The sequence below is a fragment of the Calidifontibacter terrae genome (genome assembly GCF_054778835.1).
Genome location: NZ_BAAGZF010000007.1, coordinates 387,736 through 412,424, shown reverse-complemented (window position 1 = coordinate 412,424; position 24,689 = coordinate 387,736). Strand labels below are relative to the sequence as shown.

At 67.6% G+C, this 24,689-nt stretch carries 28 protein-coding genes; 5 read left to right on the top strand and 23 right to left on the bottom strand.

Features of this window, described 5'->3' with window-relative positions; all coding sequences use genetic code 11:
* Positions 1–45 precede the first annotated feature (45 nt).
* Positions 46–972 carry a 1,4-dihydroxy-2-naphthoyl-CoA synthase gene (locus ACYU98_RS13560; RefSeq protein ID WP_460468742.1) on the bottom strand — a complete coding sequence of 309 codons (927 nt, stop codon included), beginning with the start codon at positions 970–972 and terminating at the stop codon, positions 46–48.
* A gap of 112 nt (positions 973–1,084) precedes the next feature.
* Here ACYU98_RS13560 and ACYU98_RS13555 point away from each other — a divergent pair, with 112 nt between their 5' ends.
* The 3 genes from ACYU98_RS13555 to ACYU98_RS13545 are packed head-to-tail and all read left to right on the top strand — an operon-like array spanning position 1,085 to position 3,526.
* Positions 1,085–2,059, top strand: a complete 975-nt coding sequence (locus tag ACYU98_RS13555; protein ID WP_460468741.1) for an o-succinylbenzoate synthase — start codon at positions 1,085–1,087, stop codon at positions 2,057–2,059.
* Positions 2,060–2,099: 40 nt separating this feature from the next.
* Positions 2,100–3,143 (top strand): GNAT family N-acetyltransferase, encoded by a 1,044-nt coding sequence (locus tag ACYU98_RS13550; protein WP_460468740.1) that lies wholly within the window; start codon positions 2,100–2,102, stop codon positions 3,141–3,143.
* Between the two features lie 11 nt (positions 3,144–3,154).
* Positions 3,155–3,526, top strand: a complete 372-nt coding sequence (locus ACYU98_RS13545; RefSeq protein ID WP_460468739.1) for a VOC family protein — start codon at positions 3,155–3,157, stop codon at positions 3,524–3,526.
* A gap of 25 nt (positions 3,527–3,551) precedes the next feature.
* Here the strand turns inward: ACYU98_RS13545 and ACYU98_RS13540 are convergent, their stop codons facing one another.
* Complete coding sequence (locus ACYU98_RS13540) at positions 3,552–4,349, bottom strand: inositol monophosphatase family protein (RefSeq protein WP_460468738.1); 798 nt, start codon at positions 4,347–4,349, stop codon at positions 3,552–3,554.
* Positions 4,350–4,384: 35 nt separating this feature from the next.
* Complete coding sequence (locus ACYU98_RS13535; protein WP_460468737.1) at positions 4,385–5,125, bottom strand: SDR family oxidoreductase; 741 nt, start codon at positions 5,123–5,125, stop codon at positions 4,385–4,387.
* Between the two features lie 37 nt (positions 5,126–5,162).
* On the opposite strand from ACYU98_RS13535, the gene menE reads away from it, so the two are divergent.
* Together menE and ACYU98_RS13525 are read left to right on the top strand one after the other, a co-directional pair.
* Positions 5,163–6,245: an o-succinylbenzoate--CoA ligase gene (menE, locus tag ACYU98_RS13530; protein WP_460468736.1), complete on the top strand. Its 1,083-nt coding sequence runs from the start codon at positions 5,163–5,165 to the stop codon at positions 6,243–6,245.
* A 40-nt stretch (positions 6,246–6,285) separates the two neighbouring features.
* Positions 6,286–7,170, top strand: a complete 885-nt coding sequence (locus ACYU98_RS13525; RefSeq protein WP_460468735.1) for a 1,4-dihydroxy-2-naphthoate polyprenyltransferase — start codon at positions 6,286–6,288, stop codon at positions 7,168–7,170.
* A gap of 45 nt (positions 7,171–7,215) precedes the next feature.
* Here the strand turns inward: ACYU98_RS13525 and ACYU98_RS13520 are convergent, their stop codons facing one another.
* From ACYU98_RS13520 to ACYU98_RS13425, 20 genes are all read right to left on the bottom strand, one after another.
* Entirely contained in the window at positions 7,216–7,470 is a 255-nt protein-coding gene (locus ACYU98_RS13520; protein WP_460468734.1) for a DUF4229 domain-containing protein, read from the bottom strand.
* 1 nt (position 7,471) lies between these two features.
* Positions 7,472–8,473, bottom strand: coding sequence for a c-type cytochrome biogenesis protein CcsB (gene ccsB, locus ACYU98_RS13515; protein ID WP_460468733.1), 1,002 nt, complete (start codon positions 8,471–8,473; stop codon positions 7,472–7,474).
* Positions 8,473–10,089 (bottom strand): cytochrome c biogenesis protein ResB, encoded by a 1,617-nt coding sequence (resB, locus tag ACYU98_RS13510; RefSeq protein WP_460468732.1) that lies wholly within the window; start codon positions 10,087–10,089, stop codon positions 8,473–8,475. Before resB ends, ccsB begins: the two co-directional genes overlap by 1 nt.
* Positions 10,089–10,835: a cytochrome c biogenesis CcdA family protein gene (locus ACYU98_RS13505; protein WP_460468731.1), complete on the bottom strand. Its 747-nt coding sequence runs from the start codon at positions 10,833–10,835 to the stop codon at positions 10,089–10,091. The genes resB and ACYU98_RS13505 overlap by 1 nt, the downstream gene beginning before the upstream one ends.
* Complete coding sequence (locus ACYU98_RS13500) at positions 10,836–11,435, bottom strand: TlpA family protein disulfide reductase (protein WP_460468730.1); 600 nt, start codon at positions 11,433–11,435, stop codon at positions 10,836–10,838.
* A 46-nt stretch (positions 11,436–11,481) separates the two neighbouring features.
* Positions 11,482–12,126, bottom strand: a complete 645-nt coding sequence (locus ACYU98_RS13495; RefSeq protein WP_460468729.1) for a histidine phosphatase family protein — start codon at positions 12,124–12,126, stop codon at positions 11,482–11,484.
* Positions 12,123–13,451 carry a glutamate-1-semialdehyde 2,1-aminomutase gene (gene hemL / locus ACYU98_RS13490; RefSeq protein WP_460468728.1) on the bottom strand — a complete coding sequence of 443 codons (1,329 nt, stop codon included), beginning with the start codon at positions 13,449–13,451 and terminating at the stop codon, positions 12,123–12,125. The genes ACYU98_RS13495 and hemL overlap by 4 nt, the downstream gene beginning before the upstream one ends.
* A 43-nt stretch (positions 13,452–13,494) precedes the next feature.
* Positions 13,495–13,962, bottom strand: coding sequence for a MarR family winged helix-turn-helix transcriptional regulator (locus ACYU98_RS13485; RefSeq protein WP_460468727.1), 468 nt, complete (start codon positions 13,960–13,962; stop codon positions 13,495–13,497).
* Positions 13,963–13,989: 27 nt separating this feature from the next.
* Entirely contained in the window at positions 13,990–14,961 is a 972-nt protein-coding gene (hemB, locus tag ACYU98_RS13480; RefSeq protein ID WP_460468898.1) for a porphobilinogen synthase, read from the bottom strand.
* A 5-nt stretch (positions 14,962–14,966) separates the two neighbouring features.
* Entirely contained in the window at positions 14,967–16,589 is a 1,623-nt protein-coding gene (locus ACYU98_RS13475) for a bifunctional uroporphyrinogen-III C-methyltransferase/uroporphyrinogen-III synthase (protein WP_460468726.1), read from the bottom strand.
* Positions 16,586–17,599, bottom strand: a complete 1,014-nt coding sequence (gene hemC / locus ACYU98_RS13470) for a hydroxymethylbilane synthase (RefSeq protein WP_460468725.1) — start codon at positions 17,597–17,599, stop codon at positions 16,586–16,588. Before hemC ends, ACYU98_RS13475 begins: the two co-directional genes overlap by 4 nt.
* Entirely contained in the window at positions 17,596–18,891 is a 1,296-nt protein-coding gene (locus ACYU98_RS13465; RefSeq protein WP_460468724.1) for a glutamyl-tRNA reductase, read from the bottom strand. The genes hemC and ACYU98_RS13465 overlap by 4 nt, the downstream gene beginning before the upstream one ends.
* Positions 18,888–19,553, bottom strand: coding sequence for a redox-sensing transcriptional repressor Rex (locus tag ACYU98_RS13460; RefSeq protein WP_460468723.1), 666 nt, complete (start codon positions 19,551–19,553; stop codon positions 18,888–18,890). Before ACYU98_RS13460 ends, ACYU98_RS13465 begins: the two co-directional genes overlap by 4 nt.
* 178 nt (positions 19,554–19,731) lie before the next feature.
* Entirely contained in the window at positions 19,732–19,995 is a 264-nt protein-coding gene (locus tag ACYU98_RS13455) for a glutaredoxin family protein (protein ID WP_460468722.1), read from the bottom strand.
* A complete protein-coding gene (locus tag ACYU98_RS13450; RefSeq protein WP_460468721.1) occupies positions 19,995–21,131 on the bottom strand; it encodes a lysophospholipid acyltransferase family protein in 1,137 nt (378 codons plus the stop codon). The genes ACYU98_RS13455 and ACYU98_RS13450 overlap by 1 nt, the downstream gene beginning before the upstream one ends.
* The gene (locus ACYU98_RS13445) at positions 21,124–22,134 is read right to left on the bottom strand and encodes an NAD-dependent epimerase/dehydratase family protein (protein ID WP_460468720.1); all 1,011 of its coding nucleotides are present in this window, start codon (positions 22,132–22,134) and stop codon (positions 21,124–21,126) included. Before ACYU98_RS13445 ends, ACYU98_RS13450 begins: the two co-directional genes overlap by 8 nt.
* Before the next feature lie 81 nt (positions 22,135–22,215).
* Entirely contained in the window at positions 22,216–22,314 is a 99-nt protein-coding gene (locus ACYU98_RS13440; protein ID WP_003792170.1) for a 30S ribosomal protein bS22, read from the bottom strand.
* Positions 22,315–22,424: 110 nt separating this feature from the next.
* Entirely contained in the window at positions 22,425–22,625 is a 201-nt protein-coding gene (locus ACYU98_RS13435) for a helix-turn-helix domain-containing protein (protein WP_460468719.1), read from the bottom strand.
* A gap of 220 nt (positions 22,626–22,845) precedes the next feature.
* On the bottom strand, positions 22,846–24,054 hold the full coding sequence (locus ACYU98_RS13430; RefSeq protein ID WP_460468718.1) for an acetoin utilization protein AcuC: 1,209 nt from the start codon (positions 24,052–24,054) through the stop codon (positions 22,846–22,848).
* 16 nt (positions 24,055–24,070) lie between these two features.
* On the bottom strand, positions 24,071–24,613 hold the full coding sequence (locus ACYU98_RS13425) for a GNAT family N-acetyltransferase (RefSeq protein WP_460468717.1): 543 nt from the start codon (positions 24,611–24,613) through the stop codon (positions 24,071–24,073).
* Positions 24,614–24,689 lie beyond the last annotated feature (76 nt).

Below are 24,689 nucleotides of genomic sequence, written 5' to 3'. Positions count from 1 at the left end.
CTGCGTCACCTCGCGCGCCACGATCCCCGGCGCGACCGCATGCGCTCAGAAGTACCACGGGAACGGTGACCAGTCCGGCTCCCGCTTCTCCAGGAACTGATCGCGGCCTTCGACGGCCTCGTCGGTCATATATGCCAACCGGGTCGCCTCGCCGGCGAACACCTGCTGACCCATCAGCCCATCGTCGGTCAGGTTGAACGCGAACTTCAGCATCCGCTGCGCCTGGGGGCTCTTGCCCATGATCTCGCGGGCGGCCTGCAGGGCTTCGTTCTCCAACTCGGCATGGTCGGCGACGATGTTGACCGCGCCCATCCGCTGCATGTCCTCCGCCGAGTAGGTGCGGCCGAGGAAGAAAATCTCGCGGGCATTCTTCTGTCCGACCATCTTGGCCAGGTAGGCCGAGCCGTAGCCCGCATCGAACGAGCCCACGTCGGCATCAGTCTGCTTGAACTTGGCGTATTCACGGCTGGCGATCGTCAGGTCGCATACGACATGCAGCGAGTGGCCGCCGCCGGCCGCCCAGCCATTCACCACCGCGATGACGACCTTCGGCATCGTACGGATCAGCCGCTGCACCTCCAGGATGTGCAGCCGACCACCTTCGGCCTTCACCCGACGTTCGTCCACCGTCTCAGCGGTATCGCCATCGGCGTACTGATAGCCGGAGCGACCGCGGATCCGCTGGTCCCCACCGGAGCAGAACGACCACTTGCCGTCCTTGGGCGAGGGGCCGTTGCCGGTGAGCAACACGACACCGACATCTGCCGTACGCCGGGCGTGGTCGAGCGCGCGGTAGAGCTCGTCGACGGTGTGTGGCCGGAAGGCGTTGAGCACCTCCGGGCGGTCGAACGCAATCCGTACGCAGCCGAGCCCCTTGGCCCGGTGGTAGGTGATGTCGGTGAAGTCGAAGCCCTCCAGCTCGTCCCACTGGCTCGGGTCGAAGGGATTGGCCGCGCTGGTCTGCTCGCTCACCCGGATGAGGTTAGTCGGGTCGCACTTCGGGCTGTAGTCCAGGAGCCCCGACTGGAGAGCCCCGCGAAATTGCCGGCAACTCGGCGCCGCGGCGCGCGAACTGCAGTCCGAAATGCACAATGGCGGCGTGGACCTCCCGCTGCATGTCGTCTCCCTCCCCCTCAACACCCGCTTCCGCGGCGTCGAGCACCGGGAGGTCGCCCTCATCCAGGGGCCCGCAGGCTGGGGCGAGTTCAGCCCCTTCTTGGAGTACGAACCCGCCGAGGCCGCTCGCTGGCTCGCCGCGGCGATCGAGGCCGCCACCGATGGCTTCCCCGCCCCGCTGCGCGACGCCGTTCCGGTGAACGCGACCGTTCCCGCTGTCGGCCCTTCAGTGGTGCCGACTGTTCTGGCTCGGTACGACGGCTGCACCACCGCCAAGGTGAAGGTCGCCGAGCGCGGCCAGAGCCTGGCCGATGATCTCAACCGAGTCGCGGCCGTACGCGCTTGGATGGGCAAGTCCGCGCGGGTGCGGGTCGACGCGAACGGCGGTTGGTCGGTTGACGAGGCACTAGCGGCTATCCAGTCACTACGCGGCTACGATTTGGAATACGTCGAGCAGCCCTGCGCCACCGTCGAGGAGCTCGCCGAGTTGCGAACTGCGCTGGCGCGCAACGGGATCGACGTCCTGATCGCGGCCGACGAGTCGATCCGCAAGGCGGAGGATCCGCTGCGGGTGAAAGCGCTCGGTGCGGCCGATGTGGCCGTGATGAAGGTGGCGCCCCTGCGCGGCGTACGGAACGCGCTCGCGATCGCCGCGCAGATCGAGTTGCCGGTCGTCGTGTCGTCTGCCCTCGACTCCAGCGTCGGGATGTCGGCCGGGGTCGCGTTCGCGGCGGCGCTGCCTGACCTGCCGTACGCCTGCGGGCTCGGCACCATCGAGCTCTTCGCGGGCGACGTGGTCACCGACTCCCTGGTCCCACGCGCGGGTCTGCTGCGGCCGGGCACGGTGACTCCCGATCCCGAGCTGCTGGAGCGATGGGCAGCTCCCCCGCAGCGGGTGGCGTGGTGGCGCGCGCGGGTCGCGGCGGCGTACGCACTGCTGTAATCCGGTTGCCTGACAACCGTGGTCGGCGCAGGGTTGAGCCATGGACTTTCTCACCGAGGCCGACGCCCGCGCTGCCCTCGACGCCACCGGGCTGACCTGGCGATCGCTCGGCCGCGACGACTTGCCGGCCACTGCCGAGTTCTACGCGCAGTGCGAGACCCACGACGAGAATCCGGAACGGACCGCCGTGTCGAGGCTGGAGGAGTTTTGGGACTCGCCGCGATCGCGCCCCGAGGAGGACACCCTGATCGGCGTTGCTGCCGACGGCAGCATCGTTGCGGCCGCCTGGTCGGGCTGCAACCGCTCGATCACCGAACGTCGGGGCGTGTTCCTCAACGGAGCGGTGCGCCCAGACCGACGCGGCGCTGGCAACGGCCGAGCGGTGCTGGCCTGGGAGATGGCCCACGCGAATGCGTGGGACGCCGCCACCCGGGAGGCAGGGTTCGGGCCGTTGGTCGTCAAGCTCTTCGCTCCGGTCGCCCAGTCGGACGTGCGCCACCTCGCCGAGCGCGCCGGGTTGGAGATCGAGCGCTACTTCTACGAGATGAGCCGCCCGTTAGACGGATCCGAGATGTCCCCCGCCCTCGAGGGCATCTCGGTGATCGGCTGGGACCCCGCCCGCAGCCGCGAGGCACACGTGGTCCACGACGTCGCATTCCGCGACCACTGGGGCCATGCCGACATGACCGAGGAGATGTGGGACGAAGGCATCACCGGCGTGAATTTCCGGCCGGACTGGTCCCTGATGGCGATCGATGACTCGACCGGAGAGATGGTCGGCGTGGCGATCAACTGCGCCTACGAACAGGACTGGAAAGCGCAAGGTTTCAAAGAGGGCTACACCAACAGCCTGGGCGTCCTGCGATCGCATCGCGGTCGCGGCATTGCCAGCGCGCTGCTGAAGGAATCGATGGTGCGTTTCAACGCCACCGGAATGACCGCGGCTGGGTTGGGGGTCGACGCCGCCAACCCCTCCGGCGCGCTGGGACTGTATGAAGGACTGGGATACAGGCGTACGGCGAGCACCTGCGCCCACCAGTACTCATCGGATTCGTTCAAGCCGGATGTCGGTGGGCGCCAGTAGCGTTGTTTGCTATGACAGACATCACAGCGAACCTGGCCATGGTCACCATCGACTGCTCCGACGCCCGCGCGATGGCGCAGTTCTGGTCGCAACTGCTCGGCGGTGAGATCACCCACGACGAGGGCGACTACGCGATGGTCAAGGCGGGCGACACCACGCTCGGCTTCGGCCGCAGCGATGACTACACCCCGCCCACCTGGCCAGACAACGGCCACAAGCAGTTCCACCTCGACCTCTCGGTGCAGGATCTCGACGCGGCGCGCGACCGGGCGCAGGAACTCGGCGCGACGATCGCTGAGCCGCAGCCCACCGAGGCAGCCGGCAAATGGGTGGTCATGCTCGACCCTTCGGGCCACCCGTTCTGCTTCGCGGTCTGGGGCTGACCGGTCCGGTCTGGGGGCTTACCGGTCAGGCCGTGGCGGCGGAGTCCTGCGCGAGCGCCCGGCGGACTCGTTCGTAAGTTGCCTGGTCGCCAGCTGCCAGCAGCGGCGTTTGCAGCGAGGTGGGGTCGTACGCCGATCCGTCGGCATAGCCGACGACCCCGCCGCTCTCGCTGAGCAGCAACGAGCCTGGCGCGTGGTCCCAGGGCATCGAGCCGCCATAGAGCAGGAAGTCGGCGTCGCCGAGGGCGAGATGTGGATAGTCCACTCCGCAGCAGACCCACGACAGGGCCAGCGCCGGCAGGTCGCCGATGCGCTCACCGAGCAGGTTGCGGCGTGAGGTGTGGCCGGACAACGCGTTCTGGTCGCGGGCGATCGCCGGGAGCCGCTCGCCGTCGCGGAACGCTCCGGCGCCCTTCTCCGCGGTGAAGGCAACGCCGTGTTCGGGCTGCCAGATGATTCCGCGTACGACCTCGCGGCCGTGCATCTCGGCGACCATCAGCGCGTGGTCAGGTGAGCCGTTCACGAAGTTCTTGGTGCCGTCGATCGGATCGACGGTGAACCAGTGGTCGGCGCCGTGGGTGCGCTTGAGGATCGACGGGTCGGCCGCGACTGCTTCCTCACCGACGATCAGCGCGTCGGGGTATGCCTCCTGCAGCCGGGCGGTGATCTCCAACTCCGACTCGCGGTCGGCGACGGTCACCAGGTCGCCCGGGCTCTTCTCCATCACTTCGTGGGCCGCCAGCGATCGGAATCGCGGGCTCACGATCCGCTCGGCGACGTCCTGGAGCATCTCGAGCAGCGCGTCGGTGTTCACGGGGACCATTCTGCCCGCACCCCGGTGGCCGGGAGGTGAACGGGTCAGCTCGTGCGGTCGACCTTGTGGGCGGCGGCCTGCGCTCGCGGGCGAACGACCAACTGGTCGATATTGACGTGTTCGGGCTGGGTTGCCACAAAACAGACGGATTCGGCGATGTCCTCCTGGGTCAGCGGTGCCTCGACCCCCGCATAGACCGCGGCCGCCTTCTTCTCATCGCCGTGGAAACGCACCAGCGCGAACTCGTCGGAGGCGACCATGCCCGGGTCGACCTCACAGATCCGCACCGGCTGGTCGAACAGCTCCAACCGCAACGACATCATCAGCGAGTGCACGGCGGCCTTCACGCCGCAGTAGCCGGCACCACCCTCGTACGCCACCATGCCGGCGACAGAGCCGATCGTGACAATCACGCCGTGGCCGGCGATCAAAGCGGGCAGCAACGCCTGGATGGAGGCGGCGACGCCAATCACGTTGGTGTCGTACATCGTTCGCCACTGCGCCAGCTTCGCCTCGGCCACCGTCTCCGAGCCGATCGCGCCACCGGCGTTTGCGACCAACACATCGAGCCGGTCGCCCACCTCCGCCGCGAGCGCCGCAATGTCCTCGGGCTTGGTGACGTCACAGGTGACCGCTCGGCCGCCGATCTCGGCAGCGAGCTCTTCGATCCGGTCCGTACGACGGGCCGCGCAGATCACCTCGAAGCCCTCCGCCGCCAGCCGGCGCGCAGTCGCCCGACCGATTCCGCTGCTTGCACCCGTCACTACCGCCAGTCGCTTGGTCATGGCAGCGAGCCTAGAACGTAGGACTTACAGTTCCAACGTGCCCCAGCTGCGCCCCTTCACCGTCGACCCGGCCGACCCCACGAGCTATTTGGACGCCTTGCGGGGTGCGCTCGAGGGCCGGCCGGTCGCCCCGAACGGCGCTGGTGGCGAGGTTCCCGACGGGGTCGCGCTGGTCATCGGCACCTCCGGCTCCACCGGAACTCCCAAGCGGGCGATGCTCACCGCCGCCAACCTGATCTCCAGCGCCCAGGCCACTCACCGCCGCCTCGGTGGCCCGGGCCGGTGGCTGCTGCCCATGCCGGCCCAACACATCGCCGGCACCCAGGTCTTGATCCGCTCGCTGGTCGCGGGGACCGAACCGGTCTCCATCCACTACAGCGACGAGGCCTTCGTTGCGGCTGCGGAGCAGTTCGAGGGCGAGCGCCGCTACACCTCGTTAGTGCCGACCCAACTGGTTCGGCTGCTCGGCGCCGGCCACACCTGGGCCTTGCGCCGCTTCGACGCGATCTTGCTCGGCGGGGCGGCCTGCCCACCGGCGCTGCGGCGGCGCGCCGAAGAAGCGGGCGTCCCAATCACGACGACGTACGGCATGAGCGAGACCGCGGGCGGCTGCGTCTACGACGGACAACCGTTGGACAACACCACGGTCGAACTGGACGACGATGGCCGGATCACGCTGCGCGGGCCGATGGTCGCGCTGGGTTATCTGGATGATCCGGACCGGTCGAGGGCGGTGTTCGACGGCCGCGCCGGGTTCCGCACTGACGACATCGGTGAATGGACCGGTGACCGTCTGAGCTTCCTCGGCCGCATCGACGACCTGATCAACACCGGTGGGATGAAGGTCTCGCCACGGCTGGTCGAGGAGGCCGCGACCGAGCTGCCCGGCATTCGCGAGGCGGTCGCGGTCGGTCTCCCCCACCCCGAATGGGGCGAGACCGTCGGCCTCGCCGTCGTCGGCGCCACCCCGAGCGTCGAGCAGTTGCGAACAGCGTTGCGCGACAGCCTTCCTGGCTATGCCCTGCCTCGCCGGGTGCTCCACCTGACGCAGATCCCGGTGCGCGGGCCCGGCAAGCCGGACTGTCGCGCGCTGATCAGCCACGACCAGTGGCAAGATTGACCGACTTGTCAGCCCGTAAAGACCTGGAGCTAGAACCCATATGGCCACGCTGAACCAGTGGATCGCTGGCGCACGACCGCGCACCCTCCCCGCCGCAATCGCCCCGGTGGCCGTCGGCACCGGCGCGTCCTATGCGCTGGAGAAGGCGAATCCGGGTTATGCCCTGCTGGCCTTGCTGGTGTCCCTGTTGCTGCAGGTCGGCGTGAACTATGCCAACGACTACTCCGACGGGATCCGCGGAACCGACAGCGAGCGAGTCGGCCCGGTTCGCCTCGTCGGGCAGCGGCTGGCCACCGCCTCGAACGTGAAGCTGGCCGCGTTCATCGCCTTCTTCTGGGCTGGCTTCTGCGGCCTCGCGCTGGTCACCCTGAGCGGTGTGTGGTGGATGCTGATCGTCGGCGCGCTGGCGATCTGGGCCGCCTGGAAATACACCGGCGGCAAGAACCCGTACGGCTACCTCGGCCTCGGCGAGATCTTCGTCTTCATCTTCTTCGGCCTGGTTGCCACCCTCGGCACCACCTACACCCAGTCGAAAACACTCAGCATGCCGGCGATCCTCGGCGCGGTCGGCGTCGGAGCGTTGGCCTGCGCGATCCTGGTCGTGAACAACCTGCGTGACATCCCGGGTGACACCGTTTCCGGCAAGCGAACCCTCGCCGTACGAATCGGTGACAGCGCCACCCGCGGCCTGTTCGTCACGCTTTACGGCAGCACCGCAGTGCTGACGATCGTCATCGCCTTCCGCCACCCCTGGGCCGCGCTCGGCCTGGTCGGTCTGATCCCGGCGGTGCTGCCGGTCACGAAGGTGATCAAGGGCGCGAAGGGCCGCGAACTGATCCCGGCGCTGGCGGGCGCCGGGCTGACCAGCCTCGCGTACGGCGTCACCCTCGGCCTCGGCCTCTTCCTCGCCCACGCGACCCGATAACCCAAACACCGCGCTTAACGCGGCGTTTGCGGATGGAGTAGCGGGTCAGACGTAGTTCTCGTTCTGGTCGTCGGCATCCTCGACGGCACTGTTGTGGTCGACTCGCGCGCGCCGCTCGTCGACCTTCGCCTCGAGCTTCTGGGCGACCTGTTCGCGCGGTCCCTGGAGCAGGAACACCGAGATGATCGCCGATATCACCGCCGAGAGCAGCAGCAACGGCCAGCCACGCAGTTGGGCCAACCACAGCGCGCAGAGCACGCCGAAGAAGACCATCAGCCGCATCACCGAATAGCGCGCCATGTCAGACCCCCGAATAGGAGTGCTGGCCAACGAAGAACACGTTCACGATGCCGTAGTTGATCAGCACGCAGACGAAGCCGGCGACCGCGACGTACGCAGCCTTCCGACCTGTCCAGCCGACCGTCATCCGGGCGTGCAGGTAGGCGGCGTAGAGCACCCAGATGACCAGGGTCCACACCTCCTTGGGGTCCCAGTTCCAGTAGTGGCCCCATGCCTCCTGCGCCCAGACGGCGCCCGCGATGAGGGTGAAGGTCCACAGCGGGAAGGCGATGATCAAGACGCCGTACGCGAGTCGGTCGAGGGTGCCGGAGTCCGGCGCCGCGGACAGGAAGCGCAGCTTGTCGGCCTTGCCGTTTTCACGCCATGACTGGGCGAAGTAGAAGCAGTGCACCGCGAACGCAACCGTGAACAGACCCACCGACAAGGTGGCGACAGTGACGTGGATCGAAAGCCAGTAGCTGCGCAGGGAGGGCATCAGCTGGCTGGCATTCGTGTAGAACACCAGCGCCGCGGTCATCTCGAAGAGCACCACGATGCCGGTGATGAACGCGCCGAGCCAGCGCACATCGCGGCGGGTCGACCAGATCAGGTAGGCGCTCATCGCGAACATGCTGCCGGCGGCAAGGAACTCGTACATGTTGCCCAGCGGCGGGCGGTGCACGGAAATGCCGCGGGCGATCACCGAGGCGATCAGCAGGAGGGTGCCGAGCCACGACAGCGAGAGGCCGGTGCCGGCCCACTGGCGGCGTTCGGGAACATCGGCGGCGGTCTCGGTCTGGGTCAAGACGGCGGTGTCGCCCGAACCGGCGGCCGCGGATTCAACCGCTGCCGACGCCTCTTCACGGCGCACCCGCGCCCGTTCCTCGCGCGCCGGGTGACCGGCGAGGTCGAGGGTGAACGACAACATCGCCAGAGTCAGCACCAACGCCGACGAATACATCAGCTTGGTGCTGATATCGGCGATCGACTCGTTGACCGGACTGGCCAGAACGGACGAGATCATCAGGCACCTGCTTTCTTCACGGGTTCAGGGTACGCGCGCGGGTCCGTACGGTTCTTGACTGCTTCGAGCAGGTCATCCAGCGCGACCTGCAGACGGGGGTCGTCGCCCTTGGCCAGGGCACCGATCTGCACCCGGCTGCCGCCGTCGTCGAGATCACTCACGCGCAGGAAGATTCGGCGCCGGCGAAGGACCATCGACATCACCAGACCCAGCAGACCAAGCAGGGCGCCAACCAGCGCCGGGACCTTGCCCGGGTCTTCGCGGACCGACAGCCCGGCCCAGCGAGGCACCGATTCGAGGGTGATGCTGCCGCGGTTGCCGGGCAGCTTGACCGTCTTGCCCGGCTCCAGCAGCAACCGGTAGGGCTGCCCGTCGGACGCCATGACCTGAGTCATCTGGGTCGTGTCCAAGGAGAACACCGACTGCGGCCGATCGCCGGGGAACAAGTTTCCCTCGTAGAGGCCGAGCACCAGCGCCGGCTTGTTCAGGTCGGGGAAGGTTGAGTAGGGACCCTGGGTGGTGTCGAACGCGTAACTCGGCAGGAAGAGACCGAAGAAACCGAGCTGCTTGGGCGACGCGGAGGTCACTTTGATCGCACCGATCGAGCGGTACATCCCGTCCTGGGCCAGGAACGGCGTCTCGTCGTCGTAGAGCACGTTCCCCTTGTTGTCGCGTACGACGACCTTGGGCGCGTAGCCGTTACCGAGCAGGTAGACGTCGGAGCCGCCGATCTTGAGCGCGTGGTTGACCGCGATCGTCGACTTCTTGATCTCACCATTGCCCGAATCGGTGGTGACGTGGGCGGTGAAGTTGCGGGGCTGACCGTATTGCGGAGAGTCGGTGGGCACGTTCGACTCGAAGCTCACATCGAGCTTGTTCACCGTCAGGGACCAGGGCGACAGCTTGCTGAGGTCGACCAACGGACCCGGGTCGAGCGTGTCGTAGCGCGACACGGTCGAGGCGAACGAACTGCCGACCGGCACCACGACGTCTCCGCGCCAACCGAGCAGCGAGCCGACCGCGACCGAGATGATGACCACGACGAGGCTGGTGTGGAACAGCAGGTTGCCGGTCTCGCGCATCCGCCCGCCCTCGGCAGCGAGTTCGAGCGGCCCACCGTCGGTGGCGGTGTCTTCGCGCATCCGATAGCGACGCCGACTCAGCACCGCCCGCGCAGCGGCAACAACCTCTGCCGGGCTTGCCGACAGTTCCTCATCGATCGAGGCGGACAGTCGGCCGAGGCGGGCCGGAACCTTCGGGATCGGCGAGCGCAGGGTGCGCCAGTGGATCCGGATCCGCGGGATGATGCAGCCCAACAACGACACGATGAGCATCAGATAGATCGCGGCAAACCACGGACTGGCGAAGACGTCGAAGAAGCCGAACTTGTCGAGCCACGGTCCGGCGGTCTTGTGGTCGGTCAGGTAAGTCGCGACGCGGGCAGCATTGATCGATCGCTGCGGGAAGATCGACCCAGGGATGGCGGCCACCGACAGGATCAGCAGCAGGAACAGCGCCGTACGCATCGACGTCAGTTGGCGCCAGAGCCAGCGCAGGGTGCCCAGCACCCCCAGCCGTGGCTGCACCGGTGGTGTTGAAGTGGTCTGCTCAGTCATCAGATGATCGTCCGGAACCCTTCTGCGCCTACGAGATTCGCCTGCATCCAGACGATGAACTGCTCCCACACTCCGGCCACCATGAGCACTCCCACGATGAGCATGAGCGCGCCGCCGATCCACTGAATCGGGCGGTGGTGGTCACGCAGCCAGCGCGACCACCGCTCTGCGCGCGACCAACCGGCCGCGATCAGGACAAACGGAATGCCGAGGCCGATCGAATAACAGGCCGCGAGCGCCACCCCGCGCCCGACAGTGCCGGTCGGGCCCAGCGGTGCGGCCAATCCGATGATCGTTCCCCACACCGGTCCGATGCAGGGACTCATGCCGATGCCGAAGACAGCGCCAAGAACAGGGGCACCCACCAGGCCGGCCGTCGGCCGCCAGCGAACTGGCAGTCCCCGTTGCCCGATGAAACCGAGGTAGACCAGCGACAACAGGATCACCACGACTCCCCCGGCCCGGGTGAGCATGCCTCGCTCGGCCTGCGTGGCATCGACCGCCACCCCGAGCGCGGCGGCGACCGCGACGATCACGGCGCCGAACCCGAGCACGAACAGCAGGGCGCCGAGCACCAACCGGGTCTTGCGCGATTCGTCGGTCAACCCCGTCACGTAGGCGAGGAAGCCGGGAACCAGCGGCAACACACACGGCGAAGCGAAGGAGACGACACCCGCCAACAGGGCGAGCGCCATCGCCACCGGCATGCTGCCGGAGGCGACCGTCTGTTCGATGCCGAGATGCACTTACTTGCCGGCCAGGACGTCCTGCACCAGACCCCGCAGGGTCGAGGCGTCGACCGGGCCACTGACCCGGGCCGCGATGCGGTGTTGTTTGTCCAGAACCAAAGTGGTCGGGGTGTATTGGGCCTTGCCCTGCAATGCCAGCAGGCTGCGCCCGCCGTCATCCCGCAGCGAGGGGTAAGTCGCCTTCTTGGTGCGCAGGATTGCGGTCGCCCGGGCGACAGAGTCGCGCTGGTCAAGGCCCATCAACTGCACGGGCGCGCCCGACTTCTGCCAGCCGGTCCACACCTCCTGCAGCTGCGGGATCTCCTTCTGGCACGGCGGGCACCATTCGCCCCAGACGTTGAGCACGACCACCTTGTCGGCGGCGTCCTTGGTCGACCAAGCCTTGCCATCGAGCGTCGTTCCGCTCACCGTCACCGGTTTGCCACGCTGCGAAACGGCTAGCTGCTGGACCGTTCCGTCGCCGGCGACGTAGCCCTTGCTGTCGCCGTCTTTTGCCTGGGCGGCAATGGAATTGGGGTCACTCGAACAACCGGTGAGGCCGGCGATAGCGAGCAACGCGGCAGCGCCGGCGAGCCGCCGGCTGGGTCGAGACGTCATGCTGCGCTCCTCGCGAAGGCTCGGAGCGACGAAGGAGTGGGGTGGCTCATGCGCCGGGCACCGCCGATGCCTGATCGAGCAGGTGGCCGGCCGGCTCGGCGTAGGACAGGCTGACCAGTTCGTCGCCGACGAAGTTGAGGCTGGTCACCGAGGCCAGCGAACATTCGCGCTTGCGCGGGTCATGCCAAAGTCGCTTGCCCTCGTAGGACTGCCGGGCGGTCCACACCGGCAGCTGGTGACTGACAATGACCGCTTCGTGACCGGTCGCGGCGATCCGCGCGTCGGTGACGGCGGCGCGCATCCGCTGCGCGATCTCGGCGTAAGGCTCACCCCAGGACGGCTGCAGCGGGTTGACCAGCTTGGGCCACATCCGCGGACGGAGCAGTTGCTTGGGGTCCTTGCCGACGGTGAGGCCCTCGAAGTCGTTGGCCGCCTCGATCACCCGCTCGTCGAGGGTGACAGCTTGGTGCAGCGCTTCGGCGAGCGGTTCGATGGTTTCCTGGGCGCGTTCCAGCGGCGAAGACACCAGATGGGTGACGTCGTTGCTGCCGAGGAATTCAGCGACGCAGACGGCCATCCGACGGCCGAGATCCGACAGATGAAAGTCGGGCATCCGGCCGTAGAGGACGCCGCGGGGGTTCTCCACCTCACCGTGGCGCACGAGGTGAACGATCGTGCGCTGCTGCTTCATGGCGCGAGTGTCCCATCCGTTGCTGTGATTGCTCGGACAGCCACCGGCAGCGCATGGAGCACCCTGTCGATGGCGGATTCGTCGTGGGATGCGCTGACGAACCAGGCCTCGAAGGCGCTCGGCGGCAGGTGTACGCCCTGCTGCAGCATCGCGTGGAAGAACCGGCCGAACGCGGCGGTGTCTTGGTCTTTGGCATCGTCGTAGTTCCGAACCGGCTGCTCGCGGAAGAAGATGGAGAACATCGACCCGGCCCACTGCACGGTGTGCGGAACGCCGGCCTTGAACAACTCGGCTGATGCGGCGTCGGCGATGGTGCGAGCCACGACCGGCAGCCGGTCGTAGACCGCGGGGGTGCAGGCGCGCAGCGTTGCCAGGCCAGCCGCCGTGGCGACCGGGTTCCCGGAGAGGGTGCCGGCTTGATAGACGGGTCCGTCGGGAGCGAGGGCCGCCATCACGTCGGCGCGACCACCGAAGGCGGCAGCCGGGAAGCCACCGCCCATCACCTTGCCGAAGGTGAACAGGTCGGGGGCTCCCCCGCCTTGCTCTCCCTCCAGACCGAACCAGCCGGCGGCCGAGCAGCGGAACCCGGTCATGACCTCGTCGCTGATCAGCAGCGCGCCGTGGTCACGGGTGATCTTGCGTAGCGCCGCGGTGAATCCCTCGGCCGGAGGAACCACGCCCATGTTGCCCGGCGCGGCTTCGGTGATGACACAGGCGATCTCGGCGCCGTGGTCGGCAAACGCCTTCTCCAGAGCCGGAATGTCGTTGTAGGGCAACACGATCGTGTCGTGAGCATTCGACTCAGGCACTCCGGCGGAGTCGGGCAGCCCGAAGGTGGCGATGCCCGAACCGGCCTGGGCCAGCAGCGCGTCGACATGGCCGTGGTAGCAGCCGGCGAACTTGACGACCTTCGAGCGACCGGTGAAACCGCGGGCGAGCCGCAACGCGCTCATCGTCGCTTCGGTGCCGCTGTTGACCAGCCGCACCTGCTCGACCGGGTCGATCCGCGCCACGATCTCCTCGGCGAGCAGCACCTCGTTCTCACTGGGTGTGCCGAACGAGAATCCGCGGGCGGCTGCTTCGGTGACAGCTCGCTCCACGTCCGGGTGGGCATGGCCGAGGATCATCGGGCCCCAGGAGCAGATCAGGTCGACATAGCGGTTGCCGTCGACATCGGTCAGCCAGGGCCCCTTCGCGGAGGCGATGAAACGGGGTGTGCCGCCCACCGCGCGGAACGCGCGGACCGGAGAATTGACCCCTCCCGGGGTCACTCGGCGGGCGCGGTCGAGCAGTGCAGTTGAGGCGGTCGTACGCGGGTCGGACATGCGTTCCATTCTCTCAGTGGTGGCGCTGCACACCGAATCGGTGTCACAGACCGGCGCGAACCTTCGCCATCGTGGCGCCGAGCGCAACGAGTTCGGCGCCGGCCATTCGGTCGACGAGGTGGGCGCGGACGCTCATCACGTGGGCCTTGGCGGCCACGACGACCGCCTCGAAGCCGGCGTCGGTCAGGGTCAGGTCGACGCCACGGCCGTCATGGTCGGAGGCGGCGCGGACCACCCAGCCCCGGCGTTCCAGCCGGTTCGCGGCGTGGGTGACCCGGGATCGGGACTGGACAACCAGATCGGCGAGGGTGCTCATCCGCAGGGTGCGGCCGTCGGTCTCGGACAGCATCGACAACAGCTCGAACTCCGACAGGGACATCCCGGACGCCGCCCTGATCTCGTTGTCGAGCACCGTTTCTAACGCCCGGGAACCCCGGATGTAGTCACGCCAGGCGGCCTGCTGCTGGTCATCCAGCCAACGGACCTGGTCGGTCTTCCTTTCCGCATCCATCCCCGAGCTCCTTCCCCCACCGGCTGTTCAGCCGGCGCGCAAATTCCGCGCCACCTCTGTGGCGTAGTAGGTGAGGATCAGTTGAGCACCCGCCCGACGGATCGCAGTCAGTTGCTCCAGCACCATCCGGTCACGATCGATCCACCCGTTGGCTGCGGCAGCTTCGATCATCGCCATCTCGCCACTGACGTGGTAGGCCGCAACGGGCACGTCGACCAGCGGCGCGACATGGGCGATGACGTCGAGGTAGAGAGTGGCCGGCTTCACCATCACGATGTCGGCGCCCTCTTGCAGGTCGAGGCGCACCTCGCGCAACGACTCGGTCAGGTTCGCCGGATCCTGCTGGTAGGCGGCGCGGTCGCCCTGCAACGCGGAGTCGACCGCTTCCCGGAACGGACCGAAGGCAGCGGAGGCGTATTTGGCCGCGTAGGCGAGCACGATCACGTCGTGGTGGCCGGCGGCATCCAGCGCAGCTCGGATCACGGCGACCTGGCCGTCCATCATCCCGCTCGGACCCACGACGTGGGCCCCAGCCTCTGCCTGCGCCACGGCCATGTCGGCATAGCGCAGCAGGGTGGCGTCGTTGTCGACCCGGCCCTGGTCGTCCAGGACTCCGCAGTGACCGTGGGAGGTGAACTCATCGAGGCAGAGGTCAGCCATCAACACGGTGCCGTCACCGAATTCGTCTCGCAGCCGCCGCAACGCGACGTTGAGAATGCCGCCCGGGTCGGTCGCGCCGGTTCCGATCTCGTCCCGCGTTTCGGGAACGCCGAAGATCATCAGCCCGCCGACACCGGCTTCGACCGCCTCGCGGGCGGCATCGACCAGGCTGTCCAGCGTGTGTTGGACGACGCCCGGCATGGATTCGATCGGCGCCGGAGACGCCAAGCCCTCCTTGACGAACATCGGCAATACCAGCTCCGCCGGATGCAGGCGCGTCTGCGCGACCATCCGGCGTACGGCTGGGGTTTGGCGCAACCGGCGGGGCCGGATTACCAGACCGGTCACGCCTTCGCCTTCCGGCGCGAGGTGGTGCGCCGTTCGCTCGGGCGACGCACTGCTTCACCGGTCTCTGCGGCCGACAGCGCGAGGCTGCGGCCGTAGTCGGCAAGCGCCTCGACCAGCGACTCGGCGGACGGCTCAGCAGCCATCACGTCGACGCGCAGGCCGTGTTCCTCGGCGGTCTTGGCCGTGGCCGGGCCGATGCAGGCCACCACGGTCGTGGCGTGCGGCTTGCCCGCAATGCCGACCAGGTTTCGTACGGTCGAGGACGAGGTGAAACAGACGGCGTCGAACTTGCCCGTCTTGATCGCTTCGCGAACTTCCGGCGCCGGCGGGGCGGCGCGAACGGTGCGGTAAGCGGTGACGTCGTCGACCTCCCAGCCCATCTCCTGCAGGCCGGCGACGAGGGTGTCGGTGGCGATGTCGGCGCGCGGCAGGAACACCCGGTTGATCGGGTCGAGCAGCTCGTCGTAGTCGGGCCACTCCTCCAGCAGACCCTGCGCCGACTGCTCACCCGAAGGCAGCAGGTCGGGAACCAGGCCCCAGTCGCGCAGCGCTTCGGCGGTGACGCCACCGACCGCGGCGATCTTCAGACCGGAGAACGCGCGAGCGTCGAGGCCGAACTCTTCGAACTTCTCGCGGACGGCCTTGACCGCGTTCTGCGAGGTGAACCCGACCCACTCGTAGCGGCCGGTGACCAGGCCTTTGATCGCCCGCTCCATCTGCTGCGGGGTGCGCGGCGGCTCGACGCTGATCGTCGGAACGACGTCGCTGGCGGCGCCGAAGTCGCCCAGACGCGCGGTCATCGACCCGGCCTGGTCCTTCGTACGCGGGACCAACACGTTCCAGCCGAACAGCGGCTTGGTCTCCCACCAGGACAGCGTCTCGCGGTGCTGCACAGGCGCGCCGACCACAGCAACGACCTGGTCGGTCGCGGCCACGCCGCGCAGACCTGCGTCGACCGTGGCGAGGGTGAACTCGTAGGTGCGCTGGTGGATCGTGGTTCCGTCGACGGTGACCGCGACCGGGGTGGTTTCGGCGCGACCGGCAGCGGCCAACCGGCCCAGCGCCGCTTTGGCGGACTCCACCACACCGAGCAGCACCACGGTGGTGTCGTCGGAGATCGAGCGGGAGTAGTCAACCTTGGTGTCGGCGGCGAGAACCACGTGGACGCCGCGAGAGGAGTTCTGCGTCAACGGGATTCCGGCGTAGGCCGGAACCGCGGCCACGGCGCTGACGCCGGGGACGAACTCGAAAGCGATGCCGGCCTTGTGGCAGGCAACGGCCTCTTCGGCCAGTCCGTTGAAGGTCCCCGGGTCGCCGTCCATCAGCCGTACGACCAGCGCGCGGTCGGTCGTACGGCCGACGGCCTTCGCGGTGCGAACGACCAGCTTCGCGCGCGAGGCAGTGGTCAAGGTCTGACCGGCCTCACCGTGGCTGGCGTCGACGATCTCGGTGTCCGGACCGGCGAACGCGGCGACGAAGTCCTCGCGGGCAACCTGGTCGAGAATGATCGCGTCGGCGCGACGCAGCAGATCGGCTGCTCGGACGGTCAGCAGGCCGGGGTCTCCCGGACCGGATCCGACGAAGGCGACGCGGGCCGGCGTCTTGATGCTGTTGCTCACTGCTCTCGCTCCATGGCGTTGATGACGGGTTCGGGCTGTGCATGGGGGCCGCCGGGACTTCCGGCTCCGGATGGTCGCTCGCTGCCGGGATGGGTGGCAGACATGATGTCGGCGGCGCCGTCCTCTCGAAGGATCTGCGCGAGCCGTCGGCCGAGGTCTTCGGCGTCGTCAAGGGGGCCGGTGATCGACCGGCGAATGTCGTGGCTTCCGTCGGTCATCCCGATGAAGGCGCGCAGCGAGATCTCCAGCGATCCGTCGACGTCTTCGACCACTTCGGCCAATGCACCGATCGGTGCAGAGCAACCCGCCTGCAGGCCGGCCAGGACGGCCCGCTCGGCGGTGACCGCGGCGCGGGTATCGGCGTGGTCGAGAGGCGCGACGGCAGCGAGCGTGAGCTCGTCGCTGGTGCGAATCTCGACCGCCAACGCACCCTGACCGGGCGCGGGCAGCATCTGCAGCGGGTCCAGCGCTTCGGTGATGTGGTCGTGGCGATTAACCCGGCGCAGGCCGGCGCAAGCCAGGATCACGGCGTCGAGTTCGCCACTGGAGACCTTCGCCAGCCGGGTGTCGACGTTGCCGCGGATCGCGCGCATTTCCAGGCCGAGCCCTAGCGCGTTCAAGGCAGCGACCCGACGCGGGGAGCCTGTTCCGACGATCGAACCGACCGGCAACTCCCCCAGGGTGAGGCCATCGCGAGCCACGAGAGCGTCGCGCGGGTCCTCCCGAAGCGGGATCGCGGCCACGGTGAGACCGGGGTAGGGCGCGACCGGGAGGTCCTTGAGCGAGTGGACGGCCAGGTCGACCTTCTCCTGGAGCAGCGCCTGCCGGATGGCCGCGGCGAACACGCCCGTTCCACCGAGCTGGGTCAGCGGGGCGCTGTTGACGTCACCTTCAGTGACGATCTCGACGATCTCGACCGTGTGGCCGAGCTTGCGCAGCGCGTCGGCCACGTGGCCGGATTGAGTGCGGGCCAACTCGGAGCGGCGGGTGCCCAGGCGGAGTGCAGTCATCGCACACCTCCGATATCCCGCGGGATGCTGGCGACCATCGAGCTGTGCGGGTCGATGTCGAACAGTTCGCGAACTAGACGGGTGAAGTCGATGTCGGCGTCAGCGCCGGCGAGTTCCTTCATTCGTACGGTCGGGGTGTGCAGGAGCTTTTCCACGACGCGGTGCACGGTCAGCTGCACCTGAGCGCGGTCGCGTTCGTCCAGACTCACCCGCGAATCCAGTCGGTCGAGTTCGGCGCTCACGACATCGGCGGCATAGCGGCGGATCGCTGCCACGGTGGGTCCGACGGCGTCGGACCGGCGACGGCTGACGAACTCGGCGACCTCCGCGGTGACCAGATCCTCGACCGCCTGAACTTGCGAGAGGGTTCCGGCATCTTGACGGACTTGGTGGAGGTCCTCGAGATCGAGCACCTTCACGCCGGGGACGTCGTCTGCTGCCGGGTCAATGTCGCGGGGCAGGGCGAGGTCGAGGTAGACCTGCGGCTCCCCGTTGTGAGCGGCGACAACATCGGCTCGATCAACGACGTGGCCGACGGCGCCGGTGCAGGACACGACGAAGCGGGCTTGCGCGAGGGCAGCGGCGCGCTCCTCCCAGGGGCGGGCCACGGCACCGACACCCTCGGCGAGGCGCTCGGCATTCGCCCGCGTACGACTGACGACGGTCAGGTCGGTGACACCCATCCGGCGCAGCGTGTGGCTGGCCAGGGCACTCATCGCTCCGGAGCCGATGACCAAGGCTGGAACGTGCGAGATCGGCCCGACGGTCTCCTGGGCGATCGCGACTCCGCGCTCGATCAGCGAGCGCGAGACGGTGTCGATATCGGTCTCGGCGTGGGCGCGCTTGCCCACCCGCAGAGCCTGCTGAGCGACACCCTCCAGGTGTGAGCGCAGGTGACCGTGGTCGCGTCCATCATGCAAAGCACGCCGCAACTGACCAAGGATCTGGCTCTCGCCGACCGCGATCGAGTCGAGCCCTGCCGCGACCGAGAAGAGGTGAGCGATGGCTCGGTCCTCGAAGTGGGCGTACATCACCTTGCTCAACTCATCGAGGTCGAGACCAGTTGCCGCACAAAGAGATTCCGAGATCTGATTTACGGCTCCGTGGAACGTTGCGACGTCGGCGTAGATCTCGACTCGGTTGCAGGTGGAGACGGTCATCCACTCGTTCACATGGTCACCGGCGCGTAGCGCATCGTCGAGGCGCAGCGGCCGCTCACCCGACAACGCGGCGCGTTCGAGCACCTCAACCGGCGCTGATCGGTGGGAAAGACCGACGACCAACAAACTCATGACGACACCGCCTCGGAGTTGCCCTGACCAGCCCGCTGTTCGTGGAAGGCCAGGATCTGCAGCTCGGTGGCCAGGTCGACCTTGCGAACCGCAACACCCGCGGGCAGATCGAGACTCTCGGGCGCGAAGTTCAGGATGGACCGCACGCCACGAGCCACCACTTCGTCGGCCGCCGACTGGGCGGCATGAGGCGGCGTTGCGAGCACCGCGATGACCGCTTCATCGGGAGCGGGTCGGAAGTCCTCGAAGCCGACGATGGCGCGGCCGGAAACTGCGCTGCCGGCGACCTGCGGGTCGTTATCGATGAGCCACTTGACGGTGAATCCACGGGTGGCGAAGCCTCGGTAGTCGGCCAGGGCTCGCCCCAGGTTGCCCATCCCGACGATCGCCACCGACCACTCGCGCTGCAGCCCGAGCTCACGGGCGATCTCCTCGGAGAGCCGCTCGACGTCATAGCCGACGCCGCGCACGCCGTAGGAACCGAGCAAGGAGAGGTCTTTGCGAAGCTTGGCCGAACCGACGTCGGCCGCTTCGGCGAGTTCGTCAGAGGAGACGAGATCGACGCCGCGAGAACTCAGCGAGCGAAGGACCCGGAGATACACCGGGAGCCGGGCAACTGTCGCTTCGGGGATACCCCGACGCGAGGCGGGCGCGCTGCTCACGGGCTTTCGGTCTCCTCCCAGGGAGATGAGGCCGTATATCAAACGACCGTCACCTCGGGTTCATGACCCCCCGAGAATAAGTCTTTGTGAACGCGGGCACAAAGTCGCACGAACTCGGCAAACGTGCTACACCACGCCGCGGGCGGTCCGGCAGTCGGGGTCGGGCGTGCCGTCGGGCTCAGAACCAGCGTCGACGAGCTCCGCCCGCCAGTGCCTTGCGCAGGCGCGCGGGGTCAACGCGGAAGTAGTCGTGACGGGCACCGTCGACCAGGGTCACCGGAATCATCTCCGCGTAGTCGGCCGCCAGTTGCGGGTCGTCCAGGATCGAGCGCTCCTGCCACTGCACCCCAGTCTCGGCGCAGACCTGCGCCACGACAGCGCGGGCGTCGTCGCAGAGGTGACAACCGGGCTTGCCGATCAGCGTCACGCGGGGCTCTGCCATCAGAAGAAGACCGACCGGCGCTGCAGCAGCAGGGAGTAGAGCGTCTGCTGGATGGTCTCGCGCACCTCGTCGGTGACGTCGAAGAGCACCATCGGGTCTTCCGCGGCGGCAGCGCCGAAATGAGCGGTCTCGATCGGTGCGCCGAACTCGATAATCCACTTGCTGGGCAGCGGGATCGCGCCGAAGAGGCCGAGCAGTGGGAACGTCGGGGTGACCGGGAAATACGGGAAGCCGAGCAATCTGGCCAGCCCCTTGGCGTTGCCGATCATCGGGAAGATCTCCTCCGCGCCGACGATCGAGCAGGGAATGATCGGCGCCCCGGAGCGTACGGCGGCTGAGACGAAGCCACCACGGCCGAACCGCTGCAGCCGGTAGCGGTCGGTGAAAGGCTTGCCGACACCCTTGAAGCCCTCGGGGAAGACGGCGACCAGTTCGTCGCCCTCCAACAGTCGTTCGGCGTCAGCATTCGCGGCGAGGGTGGTTCCGGACTTGCGCGACAGCTCACCGATGAAGGGCGACTGGAAGACCAAGTCGGCGCCGAGCATTCGTACGAAGCGGTGGTTGGGGTGTTCGTCGTAGATCCCCACCTGTGTCATCAGGCCGTCGATCGGCAGAGTGCCGGAGTGGTTGGCCACGACGAGCGCGCGGCCGGTGTCCGGAATGTTCTCGATGCCACGGACCTCGACCCGGAACCAGTAGCGGAACAGTGGCCGCAGCAGCGGCAACCAGATCTCGCGGGTGAACTCTTCGTCGAACCCGAAGTCGTCGATGTCGTAGTCGCCGGTCACCCGGGTCCGCAGGAATGCCAGGGTTCGGGCGATCCGACGCTCAAGATCTTCCCCACCAAGCCCGGCCGCAGCGCCGAGCGAGCGCAAAACACCGATGATCGTCGACACCAGGCGCTCGGGGTCAACTCCGCTCAACATCGAACTGCCTTGCCGCGAGCTGGCCTGCGCAGGCTGCTCCGTGGGCTCAACCGGAGTCTCGTCGGGCACGACTCGCAACGGGCGCTCAGCAGCCGCCTTGCGGCGCACGCCTTCCCGGCTCGGCAGCGCCTCGCTCTTCGCCGCGCCGCGAGCGGCCGGCTTGTCGATGCGCGCGGTGTTCCGACCGGTGGGTCGCTTCGGATCAGCCACGTCGGTCTCCTGTTGCAGCGGTGGCCCGGCGCACGGCCGAGGCGAACACATCGGTGAACGCCTCTCGCGTGGTGAAGCGAGGCTCGAAGCCCAACTGCTCCCGCATCCGGGTGGTGTCCATGCCCCTGCCGTAGCAGAGGAAATCCATCTGGCTCGCGTCAAAACCACCTAAACCGATGGTGCGCGCGACTTGTTCAACGACGCCACCGGCCTGCGGCGGAACCATGATGATGGGCCGGCCAGCGACCCGCGCCGCCTGTCGCACCGTCACCAGCCCGTCGGCCGCGACGTTAATGGTGCCGTCGACGTCGGACAACGCCGCGACACGCAGGCATTCCAGCGCGTCGTCGAGGTGCAGCAGCTGCATCCGGCCGTCGAATCCGAGCGGCACCGGGATGACCGGCATCGTGAAGTAGTCGGACAGTTGGGTGCGTAGACCGCGGCCGATCACGTTCGCCATCCGCAGGGTGCAGACCTTGACGTCGGGGCGTCGACGGGAGAATCCGCGTACGTAGTTCTCCACCTCCGCGGTGTCCTTGCCGTGGCCACCGGTGGGGTTGCGGCGAGCCAGGATCTCCTCGGTGAACATCGCCGGGTCGCGCGGCGAGGAGCCGTAGACCGCCGAACTGGACTTCACGACCAGCCGTTGCACCGACTCGGCGCGCTGGCAGGCGGCCAGCAGCTGCATCGACCCGATGACGTTGATCTCTTTCTGGGCGGTGCGTCCGCCGGCCTGCCGCGGGGTCAGGATCACACCGAGGTGAAGGACCGTGTCGACGTTCTCGTGAGCGATGACCTTCCCGATCATCGGGTTGCGGATGTCAGCTCGGACGAATTGCGCCGAACCGAGACTGTGGCTGGGCGGCACGGCGTCGACCGCGATCACCCGGTCAACACCAGGGTCGCGAGCCAACAGTTCAGCGACGCGCCCCCCGATCATTCGGGAAACGCCCGTCACCAACACAATCCGTCCCACCGGCCACGCCCTTTCGGTCCAGCTCACGATCCTACGGAAGGCCACGTGCATGCGAGAGGCTCCGTCCGAAAAACTCGGAACGGAGCCTGCGCAGGTAAAGAAAGTGAATTACTTCTTGTTGCGGCGCTGGTGGCGCGTCTTACGCAACAACTTGCGGTGCTTCTTCTTGGCCATGCGCTTGCGGCGCTTCTTAATGACGGAACCCATGCTTCGACGGTGTCCTTACTGCTGTCGCGGATACTTGATGGCTAGTGGGCGCGAAGTGCCCTTCGGGTCACCTTACGGCATGCGGCGCGGCGCGCCGAATCAGCCGAATTTCAGGCGGTGCCCATGTACGACTGGTTCAGGTAAGCGTGGACCGCGTCCTCGGGGACCCGGAACGACCGACCAACCCGTACGGCTGGCAGCTCGCCGGAGTGAACGAGCCGATAGACCGTCATCTTCGAAACACGCATGATGGCGGCGACCTCAGCGACGGTCATAAATGTGACGTCACCGAGCTGGCGCTCCTGCTCCATGTGGGGCCCTTCCGCTTGCACGCGAAACTTCTGTGATGGGTGTTACCTGGGAGAACACTAGGGCCACCTGAGGCGTTCTGGAAAGTTGCGAGACGAAAAGTCCAGCGCGACACGCCGTACGGGCCGAATTTTCTGACAGATTTGGCCGCCCTCACCGATGCCTGCACTTGGTTGAACCGAACGAGGCGTCAGCCGCGGCCGCGTCGAAACCGGTTGCGGCTCAGTCGAACCACACGTCCAAGCCATGGGCCGGAAACACTGCCTCACGCGTTGCTTGTACGGCCTGGTCGACTGGGTCGGCCGGGTCACTGCCGGTCGCCCAGGAGCGATACCAAACATGGTCGCCGTCGGCGACGCCGTCGCCCATCCGGGGCGGGCCGGGGCGACCGACGAGCCGAGTCACATGGTCGCGCCACTCCTGCGGCACCAACGTGGCGAGCGGGATCGGCGCGTGGGCGGCGATCGCGGTGAGGTGGGTCCAGGCCCGCGGAACGACGTCGACCAGTTCGTATCCCCCACCACCAAGCGCGACCCATTTGCCGTCGGCGACCTCGTGGGCCAAGTCATGCAGGGTGCGGAACGCGGTGTATTGGGCGTCAATACTGATCGCGAGGTGAGCCAGCGGGTCGGAGTAGTGGGAGTCGCAGCCCTGCTGGGTGACCAACACCTGTGGTCGGAACTGGCGCACCAACGGCGGCACGACGGCGTGGATCGCGCGCAACCATGCGGCGTCACCGGTGCCGGGCGGCAGGGCCACGTTCACCGCCGATGCCTGCGCATCCGGACCGCCGATGTCGCCCGGGAAGCCGGTGCCCGGGAAAAGCACCCGCCCCGACTCGTGCACCGAGATGGTCAGGACGCGCGGGTCGTTCCAGAAGATCCGCTCGACGCCGTCACCGTGGTGGACGTCGACATCGACATAAGCGACCCGCTCGACCCCATGGTCGAGCAGCCATTGAATGCCGATCGCCGCATCGTTGTAGACGCAGAAACCGGAGGCCCTGTCGGCCATCGCGTGGTGAAGACCGCCGCAGTAGTTCACCGCGTGTTCGACCTCGCCCGTCCACACCGCGCGGCAAGCGTCGCGAGTCGCGAGGGCGATTTTTGCGGACGCTTCGTGCATCCCGACGAACGCCGGGTCGTCCTCGGTGCCCAGGCCGTACGCGGGATCGGCGTCGGCGGGATTCGAGGACGCCGCTTTGACCGCGGCGATGAAGTCAGCGGTGTGGACCGTCTGCAGGATCGCGTCCACGTTACCCTCCACCGGCGCCGGAACGACGGTCACTCCGGGAAGGTCGAGGACGCCCAGCGAGCGGGCCAGACGGGTGGTGAGATCGAGCCGCAACGGGTTCATCGGGTGGGTTTCGCCGAAGTCGTAGCGCAGCAGCGAGTCGTCCCAATAGACCCTGGTGGACGGTGTGGCCGTCATGACGACCGAGCTCGGATCAGCTGACGACCGAGCTCGGGACGGCGGCGGGGTCATCGGAAAGTGCATAGACCATCGCCATCTCCTCGTCGTCCTCGGTCTCGGGCGTGGCGCCCTTCATCGGGCGGCGGCTGTCGGTGGGCCGGAAGCCGAAGCTGCTGGCGAAGGCGACCGCACGACCGTTGTCTGTTCCGACCCAATAGAGCAGGAAGGCGTAGTTTTCCGAGGTTGCCTGCTCGACGCCGGCCTGAACCAGCTTCCAGGCAACTCCCTGGCCGCGCAGATCGGGGGTGACCCAGAGGCCGAAGAGTTCGCCGATGCGGTCATCCTCGGTGGAGCGGTCGCCGACCGACACCACACCAACAACCTTGGACTCTTCATCCTGAGCGACCAGCCGGCGGGACCGGTCGACGCGGGCGCGCCAGAAGTCCTCGTCGTATTGCTTTTCCTGCGAAACCGATGCCGCGAAGGCGTCAGGCGATTCCTCCAAGGCGGACAACCGGACATCCCGGTAGGTCTGCCACTCGTCGGCCTCCAACGTGCGGATCGTGAGCTCGCTCATGCGTTCCACCTTTCCATGTCCTCGCTGACCCCGAGACTGCGGGGACCGGTTTCGGGGTGGCATCAGCCTAACCAGC

Excerpts from the sequence above, each read along its gene's own strand:
- ACYU98_RS13555 (WP_460468741.1), top strand. The coding sequence starts at position 1,085 with ATGCACAATGGCGGCGTGGACCTCCCGCTGCATGTCGTCTCCCTCCCC.
- ACYU98_RS13550 (WP_460468740.1), top strand. The coding sequence starts at position 2,100 with ATGGACTTTCTCACCGAGGCCGACGCCCGCGCTGCCCTCGACGCCACC.
- ACYU98_RS13545 (WP_460468739.1), top strand. The coding sequence starts at position 3,155 with ATGACAGACATCACAGCGAACCTGGCCATGGTCACCATCGACTGCTCC.
- ACYU98_RS13540 (WP_460468738.1), bottom strand. The coding sequence starts at position 4,349 with ATGGTCCCCGTGAACACCGACGCGCTGCTCGAGATGCTCCAGGACGTC.
- ACYU98_RS13535 (WP_460468737.1), bottom strand. The coding sequence starts at position 5,125 with ATGACCAAGCGACTGGCGGTAGTGACGGGTGCAAGCAGCGGAATCGGT.
- ACYU98_RS13525 (WP_460468735.1), top strand. The coding sequence starts at position 6,286 with ATGGCCACGCTGAACCAGTGGATCGCTGGCGCACGACCGCGCACCCTC.
- ACYU98_RS13520 (WP_460468734.1), bottom strand. The coding sequence starts at position 7,470 with ATGGCGCGCTATTCGGTGATGCGGCTGATGGTCTTCTTCGGCGTGCTC.
- ccsB (WP_460468733.1), bottom strand. The coding sequence starts at position 8,473 with ATGATCTCGTCCGTTCTGGCCAGTCCGGTCAACGAGTCGATCGCCGAT.
- resB (WP_460468732.1), bottom strand. The coding sequence starts at position 10,089 with ATGACTGAGCAGACCACTTCAACACCACCGGTGCAGCCACGGCTGGGG.
- ACYU98_RS13500 (WP_460468730.1), bottom strand. The coding sequence starts at position 11,435 with ATGACGTCTCGACCCAGCCGGCGGCTCGCCGGCGCTGCCGCGTTGCTC.
- ACYU98_RS13495 (WP_460468729.1), bottom strand. The coding sequence starts at position 12,126 with ATGAAGCAGCAGCGCACGATCGTTCACCTCGTGCGCCACGGTGAGGTG.
- hemL (WP_460468728.1), bottom strand. The coding sequence starts at position 13,451 with ATGTCCGACCCGCGTACGACCGCCTCAACTGCACTGCTCGACCGCGCC.
- ACYU98_RS13485 (WP_460468727.1), bottom strand. The coding sequence starts at position 13,962 with ATGGATGCGGAAAGGAAGACCGACCAGGTCCGTTGGCTGGATGACCAG.
- hemC (WP_460468725.1), bottom strand. The coding sequence starts at position 17,599 with ATGACTGCACTCCGCCTGGGCACCCGCCGCTCCGAGTTGGCCCGCACT.
- ACYU98_RS13465 (WP_460468724.1), bottom strand. The coding sequence starts at position 18,891 with ATGAGTTTGTTGGTCGTCGGTCTTTCCCACCGATCAGCGCCGGTTGAG.
- ACYU98_RS13455 (WP_460468722.1), bottom strand. The coding sequence starts at position 19,995 with ATGGCAGAGCCCCGCGTGACGCTGATCGGCAAGCCCGGTTGTCACCTC.
- ACYU98_RS13440 (WP_003792170.1), bottom strand. The coding sequence starts at position 22,314 with ATGGGTTCCGTCATTAAGAAGCGCCGCAAGCGCATGGCCAAGAAGAAG.
- ACYU98_RS13435 (WP_460468719.1), bottom strand. The coding sequence starts at position 22,625 with ATGGAGCAGGAGCGCCAGCTCGGTGACGTCACATTTATGACCGTCGCT.
- ACYU98_RS13430 (WP_460468718.1), bottom strand. The coding sequence starts at position 24,054 with ATGACGGCCACACCGTCCACCAGGGTCTATTGGGACGACTCGCTGCTG.
- ACYU98_RS13425 (WP_460468717.1), bottom strand. The coding sequence starts at position 24,613 with ATGAGCGAGCTCACGATCCGCACGTTGGAGGCCGACGAGTGGCAGACC.